At 51.4% G+C, this 14,832-nt stretch carries 12 protein-coding genes and 2 riboswitches; of the genes, 9 read left to right on the top strand and 3 right to left on the bottom strand.

Annotated elements, in window-relative coordinates; genetic code table 11:
* Positions 1–129: 129 nt before the first annotated feature.
* Both CV944_RS18000 and CV944_RS14955 read left to right on the top strand, forming a co-directional pair.
* Positions 130–327, top strand: a complete 198-nt coding sequence (locus CV944_RS18000; RefSeq protein WP_145994833.1) for an RNase A-like domain-containing protein — start codon at positions 130–132, stop codon at positions 325–327.
* Positions 328–346: 19 nt separating this feature from the next.
* A complete protein-coding gene (locus CV944_RS14955) occupies positions 347–646 on the top strand; it encodes a hypothetical protein (RefSeq protein ID WP_050368178.1) in 300 nt (99 codons plus the stop codon).
* Between the two features lie 491 nt (positions 647–1,137).
* On the opposite strand, the gene CV944_RS14950 is transcribed toward CV944_RS14955, so the two are convergent.
* Both CV944_RS14950 and CV944_RS14945 read right to left on the bottom strand, forming a co-directional pair.
* Positions 1,138–2,376, bottom strand: a complete 1,239-nt coding sequence (locus CV944_RS14950; protein WP_100660152.1) for a cation:proton antiporter — start codon at positions 2,374–2,376, stop codon at positions 1,138–1,140.
* 9 nt (positions 2,377–2,385) lie between these two features.
* A complete protein-coding gene (locus tag CV944_RS14945) occupies positions 2,386–2,880 on the bottom strand; it encodes a cation:proton antiporter regulatory subunit (protein ID WP_062898321.1) in 495 nt (164 codons plus the stop codon).
* 501 nt (positions 2,881–3,381) lie between these two features.
* Between CV944_RS14945 and fumC the strand changes: the two genes are divergently transcribed.
* Positions 3,382–4,752: a class II fumarate hydratase gene (gene fumC / locus CV944_RS14940; RefSeq protein ID WP_100664459.1), complete on the top strand. Its 1,371-nt coding sequence runs from the start codon at positions 3,382–3,384 to the stop codon at positions 4,750–4,752.
* 134 nt (positions 4,753–4,886) lie between these two features.
* Here fumC and CV944_RS14935 read toward each other — a convergent pair whose 3' ends face one another.
* Positions 4,887–6,110, bottom strand: coding sequence for an Nramp family divalent metal transporter (locus CV944_RS14935; RefSeq protein ID WP_063330678.1), 1,224 nt, complete (start codon positions 6,108–6,110; stop codon positions 4,887–4,889).
* Positions 6,111–6,238: 128 nt separating this feature from the next.
* Here CV944_RS14935 and CV944_RS14930 point away from each other — a divergent pair, with 128 nt between their 5' ends.
* The 6 genes from CV944_RS14930 (at position 6,239) to CV944_RS14905 (ending at position 14,564) form a co-directional block, all read left to right on the top strand.
* Positions 6,239–7,195: an AAA family ATPase gene (locus CV944_RS14930; RefSeq protein WP_100664458.1), complete on the top strand. Its 957-nt coding sequence runs from the start codon at positions 6,239–6,241 to the stop codon at positions 7,193–7,195.
* 5 nt (positions 7,196–7,200) lie between these two features.
* Complete coding sequence (locus tag CV944_RS14925; protein WP_095858764.1) at positions 7,201–8,376, top strand: DUF58 domain-containing protein; 1,176 nt, start codon at positions 7,201–7,203, stop codon at positions 8,374–8,376.
* Entirely contained in the window at positions 8,373–10,535 is a 2,163-nt protein-coding gene (locus CV944_RS14920; RefSeq protein WP_100664457.1) for a DUF4129 domain-containing transglutaminase family protein, read from the top strand. The genes CV944_RS14925 and CV944_RS14920 overlap by 4 nt, the downstream gene beginning before the upstream one ends.
* Before the next feature lie 40 nt (positions 10,536–10,575).
* Positions 10,576–10,677, top strand: a riboswitch (purine riboswitch).
* Between the two features lie 62 nt (positions 10,678–10,739).
* Positions 10,740–12,272 (top strand): glutamine-hydrolyzing GMP synthase, encoded by a 1,533-nt coding sequence (guaA, locus tag CV944_RS14915; protein ID WP_100664460.1) that lies wholly within the window; start codon positions 10,740–10,742, stop codon positions 12,270–12,272.
* Positions 12,273–12,360: 88 nt separating this feature from the next.
* Positions 12,361–12,462: riboswitch (purine riboswitch) on the top strand.
* A gap of 90 nt (positions 12,463–12,552) precedes the next feature.
* Entirely contained in the window at positions 12,553–13,878 is a 1,326-nt protein-coding gene (locus CV944_RS14910; RefSeq protein WP_044742397.1) for an NCS2 family permease, read from the top strand.
* Positions 13,879–14,015: 137 nt separating this feature from the next.
* The gene (locus CV944_RS14905) at positions 14,016–14,564 is read left to right on the top strand and encodes a GNAT family N-acetyltransferase (RefSeq protein WP_063330676.1); all 549 of its coding nucleotides are present in this window, start codon (positions 14,016–14,018) and stop codon (positions 14,562–14,564) included.
* Positions 14,565–14,832: the final 268 nt, after the last annotated feature.

Here is a 14,832-nt window from a genome sequence, read left to right as displayed (position 1 = left end):
TCAACATGCGATTCACCTCCTTGTCTATCAATATTCACATCATAGACAAGGAAAGAAGAAAATATTCAGCTCACTTTATGATGTGGCTGAATAGTTACGGGCACCGCTTATGCGAAGGTTAACTTTTCAATGAGCATATATATAGATTCCAACTCTAAAAATACACTTAATTTAAATCATGAAATGGGTTATGCTATTGGAAAAGGGTATAAAAGTGGAGGAACAGCATTAAAAACTAACTTGGATACGGCATTTATTCAGTTGAAAAAGGATTCTAAATCTCAATATGGATTTATTATTGTAACTAGTTACCCTAAATATAAATAAGTAATAAGAGGTGTAAGAGATGGATATAAGAAAAGAGTTTGAAACCCTCCAGTATTTTTTTGATTCATATTATAATCAGACTTTTTTCGACGCAAGATTAGAAGATAAATTTTTAGAGTTTCTTAATGAAGAACCTAAATGGGTACCAAAGGCGCTGAAACAGGAAATTCAAAAGTTAGAACAAATATATAATAATAAAGATATTGAGACATGGAAAAAAATAGAGGAACTAGTGCATGAAAATAGTATGCGATATTTTCCATACGAAGATGGTAAAGAGTTTATTGAAATAGCCAGTAAATTATTAAAAAATGTATAATGTTAAAATTGAAATAATGTTAAGCCTACTCCCCATGAGTAGGCTTTTTGTTCATAAAAAACATCCATGAGTAAACTTTACTCCCCACCCAGGCATGAAAATCCATCTCTCCTTCCATAATGGAGGATGGAGCTTGAGTTCTTTGACGAGCAGCGGCGGAGCGGCGGCATCGACGACGACTCCGCGACGGCCTGTTGACCACGTGTAAGTCCCGAGCCGGTGGTTGACCGTTTCACCGTTGACGGTCAACCACCGGCTCGATATTGCCGAATGAACAGCCGGAAAGCCATAGAAGTAAAATCAGACCTGGGGCCCATCGTATTCGCATAGAGAATTCCCCTTTTTAAATATAGACGTCTTTTTAACCGATAGGTTGCATGAATATGTTCCCGAATGGCCTTTGATCCGGTGACTGAGCGTCCACTCGGAAGAAGAAGATAAGAGATGGATTGGAGTAAGCGAGCGATAAAGAAGGACGTTGCAGCCGTTACTTATTTTTCCGCAACTTCGACTCTTCCCTTTTGCTTCTCCTTAGCTAGCTTCTTATCCCATTTAAATACTTTGTTGAGTAGTTTATAGATCGTTTTGCTTTCTTTAGCAAAGAGTGGTCCCAATATGGCCAACATGAGAACGTAAAGTGCGGTAAAAGGCGTCAGTATCGGGCTTAACCCCGCTGTAATCCCCAGATTTGCAACGATGATGGAAAACTCTCCACGCGCGGTGATTGTCAAACCAATATTTGTAGAGGCTTTGTAGGACAACCCGGCCTTTCTTCCAGCAATCATTCCTGCCACGATATTGGCCATTAGAGTGACGATAACAGCCCCTAATGATAACCAAAACGCATCAATTAACGTTGACGGTTCGATACTCAAACCGAAGCTAAAGAAAAAAATCGCTCCAAAGAAGTCACGGAATGGAACAACTAAATGTTCGATTCGATCGCGGTGTTCCGTTTCTGAAAAGACAAGTCCAAGCAGTAAGGCTCCGATGGCTTCAGCAACATGCATCGTTTCGGAAAAGCCGGCGACAAAAAAGAGAATGGCAAAGATGACGATGATGAATATTTCATCGGATTTGATATTCAACCATTTGTTAAGCAGAGGAGCACCCTTACGAGCGATGATAAAAAATAGCAACATATAAGCAACAGATGTTAAAACAGATAGGCTGATTCCGAAAAAGGAGGTGGAGCCAGCTAGCAAAACACCTGACATTGTCGTTAAAAATAAGGCGAGGAAAATATCATCAAACAGAATCATCCCCAAAATGAGCTCTGTTTCAGGATTGGCCGTTCTCCTTAAATCAACAAGAACTTTGGCCACGATAGCGCTTGATGATACACTGAGGAGTCCAGCAATAAGAAGCGTTTCCATCCATGGCATTCCGACGGCCTTGCCATAAAGCAATCCTAAAACAAAGTTCATTGTGACGTAGATGCTTCCGCCGACCACGATGTTTTTTCCGGATTTAATCAGTTTACCAACAGAAAATTCAAGTCCTAAATAAAACAGTAAAAAAAGTACCCCGATCCTGCCTAAAAACTGGATAATTTCATTGCTTTGAATAAAAGTGAGGTCAATAATCCCGATTGTGGGGGCATGGGGCCCGACCAGCATGCCGATCACGATCAAAAACGGGATAATGGAGAAGTTTAATTTATTGGCAATGATCGACCCAATGGCGACTAGGACGAGTGCCGTTCCTACTTCGAATACTAAATGGTTCATCTATTCCCATCACTCCTTATTTGATAGTAAATGACTAATGATCTCCTTGATTTGCTGTCTTTCTCCAGACATAATCAAGGTATCTCCAGCTTCAATCAATGTATTTGGACCGGGATTATGGGATTTTTGGGAATGTTTCTTTTTGATAGCGATGACAGTGACACCGAAACGGTTCCTAATATCAAGTTCACCAATTTTTTGATTTACAGCGGGGGCGTTTGGCTCCACTTGAAACCACTCGATAATGAGATCGTCAAAGGCAAACTCAATCGTTTCGAGCGCCTTTGGTTTATATGCCATTCCTCCAATGATTCCTGCAATTTGGCGCGCTTCTTGGTCGCTTAAGGTCACGCTGCTAACGACTTCATCATAATCCTCTGCGTCAAAGTGATAAATTTCCCTTCGCCCATCGTCATGGATCACAATGACAAGCTTATCTTTGTTTCGCGTAATAATTTCAAACTTGTACCCAATTCCCGGCAATTCGCTTTCTCGGATATTCATGATCAAAGATTCCTCCTTGCTTATATTTTGATTATATTGGAGTTTTTTCCTTTTCTGTTATCTACTTTGTCTATGAGGGCGGTGATTTAGTGCAAAATACCTCGGATCCCAGTCGTTTTTCAATTAGAGAAGCCTTGTGGAATCAGCTTTCTTTTTTGGCAAAATGCCGCTGATTTGCACGTGACAGCGGTTTTTCACCTCCCTCCTATAGTTATTATAACAGTAAAAACGTTTTTTTTTTCACTTTTTTAGCTCAGCTAGCTGTTTGAAGGTGATTGAGGAGGAAATATACATATCGGTGGTTTTTCTAGTCTTTTCCGTTTGTATGTTAAGCATAGTGAACGCTTTCTCTCATTTATGCTTACGTTTAAAAGTGGAGGGATCCGGTTTGGGATGATAAAAATCATTGGTGGAAGGGAATGTTGTTTTTTGCCGGCCGTTTAGGCCACAATGGGAATGAACACGTAATATGAGAGTGTCTAGGCAAAGGGGGCTGACGTGATGAACGAACGAATTGAACGCGACTCGCTCGGCGAGGTGAAGGTGCCGGCCGATAAATACTGGGGGGCGCAGACGGAGCGAAGCCGGCAAAACTTTCGCATCGGCAAAGAAACAATGCCGCTTGAACTCATTTATGCCTATGCCGAGCTGAAAAAGGCGGCGGCGATCGTGAACCATCAGGCTGGAAAGCTGAGCGAAGCGAAGCAGCGGGCGATTGTGGCCGCGTGCGAGGAAATTTTGGCGGGCCGATGGGATGACCATTTTCCACTCGTCGTCTGGCAGACGGGAAGCGGGACGCAGACGAATATGAACGTTAATGAAGTGGTGGCGAGACGGGCGAACGAGCTGCTCCGTGACAGCGAGGGACGCATCCATCCGAACGATGACGTCAACATGTCGCAAAGCTCAAATGACACGTTCCCGACGGTGATGCATATCGCCATTTATGCGAAAGTTCAAACGCATCTTCTGCCGGCGCTCGACGAATTGATCGCCACGTTCGCAGCCAAGGAGCGGCAATATGAGAAGACGATCAAAATCGGGCGCACCCACTTGCAAGATGCGACGCCGCTCACATTTGGGCAGGAGATTTCCGGCTGGCGGACGATGCTGGAAAAAAGCAAGGCCATGATCACCGAAGCGAGTGAGAAGCTGCTTGATTTGGCGATCGGCGGCACGGCGGTCGGCACGGGGCTCAATGCGCCGCCAACGTTTGGCGAACAAGTCGCCAAACAGCTGCACGCTCAAACCGGCTACCCGTTCCGCTCTGCAACAAACAAATTCCACGCGCTGACCAGCCATGATGAGATCGTATACGTCCATGGGGCGTTGAAGGCGCTCGCCGCTGATCTGATGAAAATCGCTAACGATATTCGTTGGCTGGCGAGCGGACCGCGTTCCGGGCTTGGAGAAATCGCGATTCCGTCGAATGAACCAGGCAGCTCCATCATGCCAGGCAAGGTGAATCCGACACAAAGCGAAGCGATGACGATGGTCGCTGTTCAAGTGTTCGGCAACGACGCCACGATCGGTTTTGCGGCAAGCCAAGGCAACTTCCAATTAAATGTGTTCAAGCCGGTCATCGCCTATAACGCCATTCAGTCCGTGCAGCTGCTCGGCGATGCGATTCGTTCGTTTGATGAGCGGTGCGCCAAAGGGTTGGAGGCGAATGAAGCGAAAATGAAAGAATACGTAGAGCGGTCGCTCATGCTCGTGACGGCGCTGAGCCCGCATATCGGCTATGACCGGGCGGCGGAAATCGCGAAGCTCGCCCATCGCGAAGGGTTGACGCTCAAGGAAGCGGCATTGAAAACCGGGTATGTGACAGCGGAGCAGTACGAAGAATGGGTGAGGCCGGAGAAGATGATTTAGCGGCACAAAACGACGGGTAGATCAGCCGTGAGCGAATAGGCGGGCCAAAAACGCTCATCCCGATTCAAGGGATGAGCGTTTTTCCATTGAGACAGCCTCCTGCCGCCAGCTGGCTGCTTTGCACCGGGCAAATGTTAAGCAAACAGGCGAATGAGTTCATTAATCGACAAGACGGCAAACAGCGCCAGACAAAGAACGAGCAGCGCATTCGAGAGCCAATGGTTGCGCCCTTCGTCCGGAAGCGCTTTTTTCGAATTGAGCAAATAAAGAAGCGTCACAGCCAAAAATGGCATAAACAGCGCGCCGAGCGCCCCGTAGGCGATGATGAGTCCGACCGGCTTGCCGATGAAATGCAAGAGCATCGGCGGGAAGGTGAGCCAAAAGACGTAGAAGCGGAACGCTTTTGACTGGTTGAGCGATTCGGCTTCAACCCGCGTTTTCCGCATGTTGCGAACAAAATCGGCGAACAAATACGAAACGCCGTTCCAAACGCCGATGACCGATGTAAATGACGCCGACCAAAAGCCGAGCAAAAAGAGCCAACGGGCGGCCGGGTGCAGCTCGTTGCCCATGATCGAAGCGAATGACACAAGCCCCTGCTCACCGCTGATCGTCGTGTCAGTGCCGTACAACAAGGCGGCCCCAAGCACGAGAAGCGACAACGTAAAGATGGCGGTGACAATATAAGCGACAGCGGAATCATAGCGCATCGGCGATACGTAAGCTCGCCCTTTCCAGCCGTTTTCCTGCAGCCAATATCCGTATGACGCCATGGTGATAGAGCCGCCGACGCCGCCGATCAGCCCGAGAGCATACAAAAGCGACCCTTTCGGCAAATCCGGAACGGCCGTTTTCCAAAGATCATCGAGCTGCGGCAGGACAAGAAGCGCCGAGCCGACCACGGTAATGAACATGAGCCCGACGAGCACATTCATGACCCGCTCAAACAATTGGAATCGGCCGGACCAAGTAATCGCAAAGCCAGCCACCCCATGGATGACGGCCCACGCCCAAAGCGGAATGGACGGGATCATCGCTGACATCGCCAAGGCGCACGATGACGTACCGGCCGCGCCGTATACGAATCCCCAAATAATGGCGTACACGCCAAAATAGATTGAGGCCCATTTCCCCATTGACTGCCAGCCTTCGAAAATGGTTTTGCCGCTGAGCAAATGCCAACGGCCGACCCCTTCATTCAACACAAACTTGAACAATGCACCGACGATGATCGCCCACATAAAGACAAGGCCGTAGTTCGTTCCGGCGACAAGGGCGGCCACCAAATCCCCGGCCCCGACTCCGGTCGCTGCGACGATCAGCCCCGGGCCGATCATCGTCCACTTCGATTTCCCCATTTTTCTCTTCCCCCTTGTTGCAAATGGATTCCAAAAGTTCCGTATATTCGATATTATAGTAATAGTATAAACTGCGTCTTGTCTACCGCTGAAAGACCCATTCATTACTATAAAAGGAGTTTGATGTCATGGCGATTTACGAGCCGCTGCTTCCCCCTTTTGAAAAGGTGGTCCGCAACATTGAGCAAGTCATCGTCGGAAAACGCGACGTCATCATCCTCAGCTTAACAGCGTTATTGGCCAAAGGCCATGTGCTGCTCGAGGATGTGCCCGGCGTCGGCAAGACGATGTTGGTGCGTGCGCTGGCGAAATCGTTCAACGTGGAGCTGAAGCGCATTCAGTTTACGCCGGATTTGCTGCCGAGCGATGTGACCGGCGTTTCCGTCTATAATCCGAAAACACAGCAGTTTGAGTACAAGCCCGGGCCGATTGTCGCCCATATCGTGCTCGCGGATGAGATCAACCGGACGTCGCCGAAGACGCAATCGGCGCTCCTGGAAGCGATGGAAGAAGGAAGCGTGACCGTTGACGGCGTCACCCGGGCGCTGCCGCAGCCGTTTTTGGTGATGGCGACGCAAAATCCGATTGAATATGAAGGAACGTACCCGCTCCCCGAGGCCCAGCTTGACCGGTTTTTGGTGAAGCTGCACATGGGCTATCCGTCTCCCGACGAAGAAATCGAAATGTTAAACCGGCTGGAAAAAGCGGCGCCGCTTTCGGAGATCGGCCCGGTGATGTCGCTTGATGAACTGCTGGCCCTGCAACGAAAGGTTTCGGACGTGCATGTGAGCGACACGGTGAAGCGGTATATCGTCGACCTTATCCAACAAAGCCGCACGCATGAAGCGGTCTATTTGGGGGTCAGCCCGCGCGGGGCCGTCGCTTTGATGAAGGCGGCGCAGGCGTACGCGTTCATCCATGGCCGCGATTTTGTCATCCCTGATGATGTGCAACAGCTCGCTCCGCATGTGCTCGCCCACCGTCTCTTGATTCGTCCTGAAGCAAAATGGGACAAGCTTGACGCCACTGCCGTCATCAAACAGCTTCTAGCCCGTACGCCGGTGCCGGTGCAAGGACGGCGATAAAAGCGATGAACGCGAAGCGAATGAAGAAGGGGAGGCGTTGGCTCCCGCTTGTTGGATTGTTGCTGTTGACCGCCATCTTGTTTTCCTATGCCATGTTTCAAGGCGGATTTGTCAGCTGGTTTTTGTTTTACAGCTTTTTGCCGTTTGGACTGCATGCGTTTGCCGTCGCCTTGTATCCGATCAGACGCGTTGCGGTGAGCCGGACGGTGCCGGCGAAGCGCTATCATGCAGGAGAACCGATTCCGGTGACGGTCCGCATGGAGCTGCCTTGGGCGATTCCGCCCGCTGCCCTCACCGTTTCGGGCCAGGAGCCGCGGCATGGAGGGGCGATGGCCGCGTGGCCGTTTCGACGCCGCCTTTCTTGTGCGTGGTCGCTCTCGTTGCCGCGCGGCCGCCATCAGTTGGACATCGTGCGCCTCGAGGCTTCTGACGCCCTCGGCTTTGTGAACAAAGCAGAATCGTTTTCGGCGCCGTGCACGATCATCGTGTATCCCCGCTATTGGCCTTGGCCGGCAGAAATGGTGCGTGAATGGTTCGCCTATGGAAAAGAGGCCCGCCCGCTTGCTTACCGCCGCGATCTGGCGGTGGCGGCCGGCGCCCGCGAGTACGCGCCCGGTGACAAAATGTCGTGGGTGCATTGGAAGGCGTCAGCGCGAAGGCAAGCGTTGATGACAAAAGAGTTCGATGAGCCGCGCAATGACGATTGGATCGTCGTGCTCGACGGCGCCGCATCGCCATGGTTTGAGGAGCTTGTCACGCTGGCGGCGTCCATCGCGAAAGCGTTGATCGATGAAGGAGTCCCAGTCGGCCTGCTCGTGACTGGAAAAGCCCGTTCTTATTTAGCGCCGCGGCGAAGCGAGGAGCAGTGGCCGTCGCTCCTTCTCCGTCTGGCGGAAGCGGAGGCGAACGGATCAGCGCCGCTTGCGTCTCAATTGGCGGAGGAGGGGAACTGGAGAACAGCGGCCGGTTGCGTGGTCGTGACGTCGAGGTTATCCGCCGAGTTGGCTGCGCAGCTGCGAGCGATGGCGTCAAAACGCTGCATAGTGTTGTATGTGGTCAACCGTGAATGGGGAGAGGACGAGCGGAGGTGGGCGGACGGACTCCGCCATGCGGGGGTGCACGTATCCCACATGCCCCCTCAATCATGGCAAACTGTCCGGCAAGGAGGAGAAGACGGATGAGGCGGTTAGGGACAAGGATGTTGTCTGCTATGCTGCCCAACGTCCTAGCGGCTTGGCTGCTCACGGAATGGCTTTGGCCGTTGGAAGACGTGACGGATACAGCGCATATTAGAGTGTTTGCGGCCTTTGTCGCCCTTTGCTTCGGGATGTATTGGCTCCGCCTTCCGATCTGGCTGTCCGCTTTGGGGAAAGCGGGATATATATGGTGGTCGCTCGCTTGGCTGTTTTCGTTCCATTCGGCCGCCTCGCTGCCGTATGCCTTATGGCGGGATGGCGCGGCTTGGCTGCAGGGGGGACGCTTGTCCATGCCGAGCGATGCCGTGCGCACCTTTGCCTTTTTTCTGCTGCTATGGGCCATCTCGTTTCTGTTTCATTGGCTGATTGTCCAGAAAAAACGGTGGTTTGTCCCATACGCATTGACAGTTGGGTATATCGCTGTGCTTGATACGTTTTTTCCGTATAGCGGGAACGACGCGATCGTTCGCCTTGTGGCGCTTGGCTTTTTCGCCTTCGTTTGGCTGCATGGCGAGCGGCTGCAGGCAAAAGCGCCGTCTTTTCGCATCGGAACGTGGCGGGCGGCCGCTCTATTCATTCCGGCTGCTGCTTTGGCGGCTGGGTATGCGGGACCAAAGCTGCCGCCCCAATGGCCGGATCCGGTTGCGTTTATCCGCAGCGATCATGCCCAGCCGGAAGAAACGAACGACAACTCGCCTTCTCCTGGCGTGGCAAAAGTGGGATACGGACAGAATGATTCCCGCCTCGGCGGGCCGTTTATCGCGGATGATACCGTCGTCTTTACGGCGAAAGATCGAGGGCTTCATTACTGGCGGATTGAGACGAAAGATATTTACACCGGCAAGGGATGGGAAGTGTTTCCGAGCGAGCAAGTCCGCTCGTTTGCCAACGGCGAAGAGCTCAAGTATGAATGGTGGAGCGATCAAGTTGAGACAGTGGAGCAAAAGGCGGAGATCGAGCGGCGCGATCAAGGGTTTCATCTCGTTTATCCGCTTGGGTTGCGGCGGGTGGAAGCAGCCGAACCGGTCGTGTACCGCATGGATGTGGCGACAGAGAAAATTTATACGACCGATGACAGGGCGAATGCGTTCCCTGTTGGCAAGTATTCATTGACCTATTGGGAGCCGGATTTTCCGATTGCGGCGTTGCGCGCCGCGCCCCCAGTTCGAGACCCTCTTCTGTTGAAACGATATACGCAGTTGCCAAAGACGCTTCCGCAAAGGGTGCGCGACTTGGCGAAGCAAATCGCCGCCGGAGAACAGACGGCTTACGACAAAGTGAGAGCCATTGAGCAGTATTTTCAACTTGGGCAATATACGTACGAAACAAAGGATGTCGCCGTTCCAAAAGAGAACGAAGATTACGTTGATCAATTTTTATTTGAAACAAAACGGGGGTATTGCGACAATTTTTCGACTTCTATGGTCGTGCTCGTGCGTTCGCTCGGCATTCCGGCGCGCTGGGTGAAAGGCTATACGTCCGGAAGGCTGGTCAGCGAGCAAGACGGGGAAAATCTTTACGAAATCCGCAACCATGACGCTCATGCGTGGGTTGAGGTGTATTTTGAAGGCGTCGGCTGGGTGCCGTTTGAGCCAACGCGGGGGTTTGTCAACCCGTATGCGTTTTCACTTTCTCAACAGAATGAGGAGCAACAAGCGCAGCCCTCGCAGCCGGAACCACAGGAACAGCCGCGCGTGCCGCTCGAACAATTGATCAAACGATCATCGCCAGAGCAAGACCGCCATTGGTGGGAGAAGCTGGCCGACAGTTGGTCATGGCAAATGGTGCTGGGCGTGTTCGCGATGCTAGCGGCATTGGGCGGAACGATTTACACGACAAGACGAAAATGGTGGCCGCGCCTTACGCTCCTTCGATTCCGCCGCCGCCAAGTTGACGGCCCGGAATGGCTTGTCCCCGCTTACTTGGCATTGTTGCGTCAGCTGCATGACTACGGGCTGAAACGAAAAGAAGAGGAAACGTTGCGTCAGTATGCCATCCAAGTGGATCGTTTATTCGAAACCGATGAAATGGAACGTTTGACCAAATCGTATGAACAAGCGGTCTACGGCGCAAACAGCAGCCGGATCGACCTCCGTGAGGCGCGTCAATTGTGGGAAAATTTAATAAAAAGGACGATCTCTTGACCGCCTGCCGGCAAGTTGATAGAATGAATTCAAATTTGCATACGGATAGACGAAAGCCCTTCATATAAGCGCAAGAATATGGCTTGCGCGTCTCTACCGGGCCGCCGTAAACGGCCCGACTATGAAGGCAGAAGACGCTGCTATTCTGCCTTCATCCATGTTTTGGGCAACGGCAGCGTTTATTTTTTGGACGGGGTGGAGAACATGAATCAAGAAATGATCGTCGTATTGGACTTCGGAAGCCAATATAACCAACTGATCACCCGCCGCATCCGTGAATTTGGCGTGTACAGCGAATTGCACCCGCATACGATTCGCGCCGACGAGATTCGCGCGTTGAACGCCAAGGGGATCATTTTTTCCGGCGGTCCGAACAGCGTATATGATGAGCAGGCGTTTCGGTGCGACCCGGCGATTTTTGAGCTCGGGCTGCCGATTTTAGGGATTTGCTACGGGATGCAGCTGATGGCGCACCACTTAGGCGGCAAAGTGGAAAAGGCGTCGCACCGCGAGTACGGGAAGGCGCTCATTCAAGTGAAAAACGACTCCCTGTTGTTCCACGGTTTGCCGGACGAACAAGTCGTCTGGATGAGCCATGGCGATTTGGTTACCGCTCCGCCTGGCGGCTTTGTCGTAGATGCCACAAGCCCTTCCTGCCCGATCGCAGCAATGAGCGATGAACGGCGGAAGTGGTATGGAGTGCAGTTTCATCCCGAAGTGCGCCACTCGGTCTACGGCAACGATTTGTTGAAGAAGTTTGTTTTCGATGTATGCGGCTGCCGGGGCGACTGGACGATGGAAAACTTCATCGATGAGCAGGTGCGTCGCATCCGCGAACAAGTGGGCGAAAAAAGAGTGTTGTGCGCGTTGAGCGGCGGGGTTGACTCGTCGGTTGCGGCTGTATTGGTGCACCGCGCCATCGGCGATCAGCTCACCTGCATTTTTGTTGACCACGGCCTTCTTCGCAAAGGCGAAGCGGAAAGCGTCATGAAGACGTTCCGTGAGCAATTCCAGATGAATGTCATCAAAGTCGATGCGAAAGACCGCTTTTTGGCGAAACTAAAAGGGGTCACAGATCCGGAACAAAAGCGGAAAATCATCGGCAACGAGTTTATTTACGTCTTTGACGATGAGGCGGCGAAGCTTGAAGGCATTGAATTTTTAGTGCAAGGGACGCTCTATACCGACATTATCGAAAGCGGCACGGCGACGGCGCAAACGATCAAATCGCACCATAACGTCGGCGGTTTGCCGGAAGATATGAAATTCGAACTGATCGAACCGCTCAATACGCTGTTTAAAGACGAAGTGCGCGCTCTTGGCACACAATTAGGCATTCCGGACGAAATCGTTTGGCGCCAGCCGTTCCCGGGTCCGGGGCTTGGCATTCGCGTCCTTGGCGAGGTGACGGAAGAAAAATTGGAAATCGTCCGCGAATCGGATGCGATTTTGCGCGAAGAAGTGAAAAAAGCGGGGTTGGACCGCGACATTTGGCAATATTTCACTGTTCTTCCCGACATCCGCAGCGTCGGGGTGATGGGTGATGCCCGCACGTACGATTATACGGTCGCCATCCGCGCCGTAACCTCGATCGACGGGATGACCGCCGATTGGGCCCGCATTCCGTGGGATGTGCTGGAACGCATTTCAACGCGCATCGTCAACGAAGTGCCGCACGTCAACCGCGTCGTCTACGACATTACAAGCAAGCCTCCGGCGACGATTGAGTGGGAATAAAAACGAACAAAAGACGAGCATTCCCAAAGAAATGTTCGTCTTTTTTCTTGACAAGCGACCGACAGGCTGATACAATAGCCGTGGAATCATGAATATTGTCGAATTCCGTCGTATAATCCCGGGAATATGGCTCGGGAGTTTCTACCAAGCTACCGTAAATAGCTTGACTACGAGGGATGTGAAATAGAGAGCCGATGTCCTCTCTCTGTTCGTCATTCCTTCTTAGTCAACGCTTCTGGTAGCTGCAGAAGCGTTTTTATTCTTTATAGGGGGGACAGACGTGAGAAAGTATTTTCAGTTTGATGAGCTCGGCACGAATTATCGGACGGAGATCATCGCCGGGCTGACGACGTTTTTGTCGATGGCGTACATTTTGTTCGTCAACCCATTTACCTTGTCGTTAGGGGCGGTGAAAGATTTTCCTGACGAACTGCGCATTGACCAAGGAGCCGTCTTTGTCGCCACGGCTTTGGCGGCGGCATACGGGTCGATTTTAATGGGAGTGCTGGCCCGCTACCCGATCGCCTTGGCGCCGGGGATGGGGCTGAACGCTTTCTTCGCCTTCACGGTCGTCTTGCATATGGGCATTCCGTGGCAAACGGCCTTGGCGGGAGTGTTTGTTTCCGGCATCATTTTTACGATTTTATCGCTCACCGGCATTCGAGAAAAAATCATCGATGCCATTCCCGTTGAACTGAAATATGCCGTCAGCGCCGGAATTGGGCTGTTCATCACGTTCATCGGCCTGCAAAACGCCGGCATTATTGTGAATAACGACGCCACCCTGGTCGGATTGAGCGATTTGAAGGATGGCAATACGCTGCTCGCCATTTTCGGATTGTTCATCACCGTTGTTTTAATGGTGAAAAAGGTAAACGGCGGCGTCTTTTACGGCATGGTCATTACGGCTGTCGTTGGCATGATTTTCGGACTGATTGAAGTGCCGAAACAAATTGTCGGCGCGATCCCGGACATTTCGCCGACGTTCGGCGTCGCGATTGAACACTTGCCAGATATTCTTTCGCTGAAAATGCTTGGCGTCGTCTTGACATTCTTTATTGTCGACTTTTTCGATGCGACCGGCACCCTTTTGGCAGTGGCCAACCAAGCCGGGCTGTTGAAAAACAACAAACTGCCGCGCGCTGGCAAAGCGTTGCTTGTTGACGCGACAGCGGTGATGGTTGGGGCGGTGTTTGGCACATCGACGACGACATCGTATATCGAATCGTCGGCCGGCGTCGCTGCTGGAGGACGCTCCGGGTTTTCCGCGGTCGTGACGGGGATTTTGTTCTTGCTGGCGCTGTTCTTCTCCCCGCTCCTGAGCGTCATTACCGCACCGGTCACCGCACCAGCGCTCATCATCGTCGGGGTGTTGATGGCTTCGTCGATCGGCGAAATTGACTGGAAAAAGTTCGAAGTCGCCGTGCCGGCGTTCTTCACCTTGATCACGATGCCGCTCTCCTATAGCATTGCCACCGGCATCGCTGTCGGCTTCATCTTTTACCCGATCACGATGCTGTTGAAAGGCCGCGGCAAAGACGTTCATCCGTTGTTGTATGTCCTGTTTGTCGTCTTTATCTGCTACTTCGTCTTTTTGCGGGAATAGAAGAGGAATAAAGGGCTGTTCCTAAGGCGGATTGGCTGCCGTGGGAACAGTCTTTTTTTGACAAGAGCGTAGCGGGGACGACAGAGTGTGGAAGGTGATGTGCTATAATGGAAGAAATGATGAAAGGGGAATGAACGATGTTTATCCATCGCTTAGAGGAACATTCATGGCTAAAGTTGCTCACAATGGAAGATGCGGAATCGCTTTTTGCGTTAATTGATTCATGCCGCCCACATTTGCGTCAATGGCTCCCATGGGTGGATTCAACCCAAACAGTAGCGGATTCGAAAACGTTTATCTTTCAAGGGTTGCAGAAGTTTGCCGCTGGAAACGGCTTTGAGGCCGGGATTTGGCACCTCGGCCAATTGGCTGGTGTGATCGGAATTCATTATATGGATCGAGCGAATCGAAAAACGAGCATTGGCTATTGGCTTGGCGAATCGTTTCAAGGAATGGGGCTGATGACGAAAGCATGCAAGGCGTGCATCGACTATTTGTTTACAGAGCAAGGGATGAATCGTGTCGAAATCCGCTGTGCAACAGAAAATCACCGGAGCAGAGCGATTCCAGAACGGCTGGGATTTACAAATGAAGGAACGATTCGAGACGCGGAGTGGCTTTACGATCGTTTTGTCGACCATGTTGTGTACGGGATGCTAGCGAGAGAATGGAAGAAATGTGAATAAGGGAGTTTGGGGGATGCGGAAAAATGGCTCTTCCCCCATAAGGGATTGCATGTCTGATTCCATTGTGAACAATGCCATCATGGTAGTGGTAGTGCCGAAAAGCCATGCACATCTTTAACGACTCCCTTTGCAATAAACATTTGACATATCAAAATGGAGATGCTATATTAGTGAACTACCCCCACTTAATTTTCTAGCGAAAATTTGAAGTGGGGGCTTCCAAAGAAGTTTGACTGCTTCAAGCAATCCTTATTCTTTGAGGCGTGTC

Origin of the sequence: Geobacillus sp. WSUCF-018B, from assembly GCF_002809985.1 — a bacterium.
GTDB lineage: Bacteria > Bacillota > Bacilli > Bacillales > Anoxybacillaceae > Geobacillus > Geobacillus thermophilus.
This window is presented reverse-complemented; position numbering and strand designations above follow the sequence as displayed.

Bases quoted from the DNA above. Each gene is read 5' to 3' on its own strand.
- fumC (WP_100664459.1), top strand. From the start codon at position 3,382: ATGAACGAACGAATTGAACGCGACTCGCTCGGCGAGGTGAAGGTGCCG.
- CV944_RS14955 (WP_050368178.1), top strand. From the start codon at position 347: ATGGATATAAGAAAAGAGTTTGAAACCCTCCAGTATTTTTTTGATTCA.
- CV944_RS14925 (WP_095858764.1), top strand. From the start codon at position 7,201: ATGAACGCGAAGCGAATGAAGAAGGGGAGGCGTTGGCTCCCGCTTGTT.
- CV944_RS14930 (WP_100664458.1), top strand. From the start codon at position 6,239: ATGGCGATTTACGAGCCGCTGCTTCCCCCTTTTGAAAAGGTGGTCCGC.
- CV944_RS14920 (WP_100664457.1), top strand. From the start codon at position 8,373: ATGAGGCGGTTAGGGACAAGGATGTTGTCTGCTATGCTGCCCAACGTC.
- guaA (WP_100664460.1), top strand. From the start codon at position 10,740: ATGAATCAAGAAATGATCGTCGTATTGGACTTCGGAAGCCAATATAAC.
- CV944_RS14935 (WP_063330678.1), bottom strand. From the start codon at position 6,110: ATGGGGAAATCGAAGTGGACGATGATCGGCCCGGGGCTGATCGTCGCA.
- CV944_RS14945 (WP_062898321.1), bottom strand. From the start codon at position 2,880: ATGAATATCCGAGAAAGCGAATTGCCGGGAATTGGGTACAAGTTTGAA.
- CV944_RS14950 (WP_100660152.1), bottom strand. From the start codon at position 2,376: ATGAACCATTTAGTATTCGAAGTAGGAACGGCACTCGTCCTAGTCGCC.
- CV944_RS14905 (WP_063330676.1), top strand. From the start codon at position 14,016: ATGTTTATCCATCGCTTAGAGGAACATTCATGGCTAAAGTTGCTCACA.
- CV944_RS18000 (WP_145994833.1), top strand. From the start codon at position 130: ATGAGCATATATATAGATTCCAACTCTAAAAATACACTTAATTTAAAT.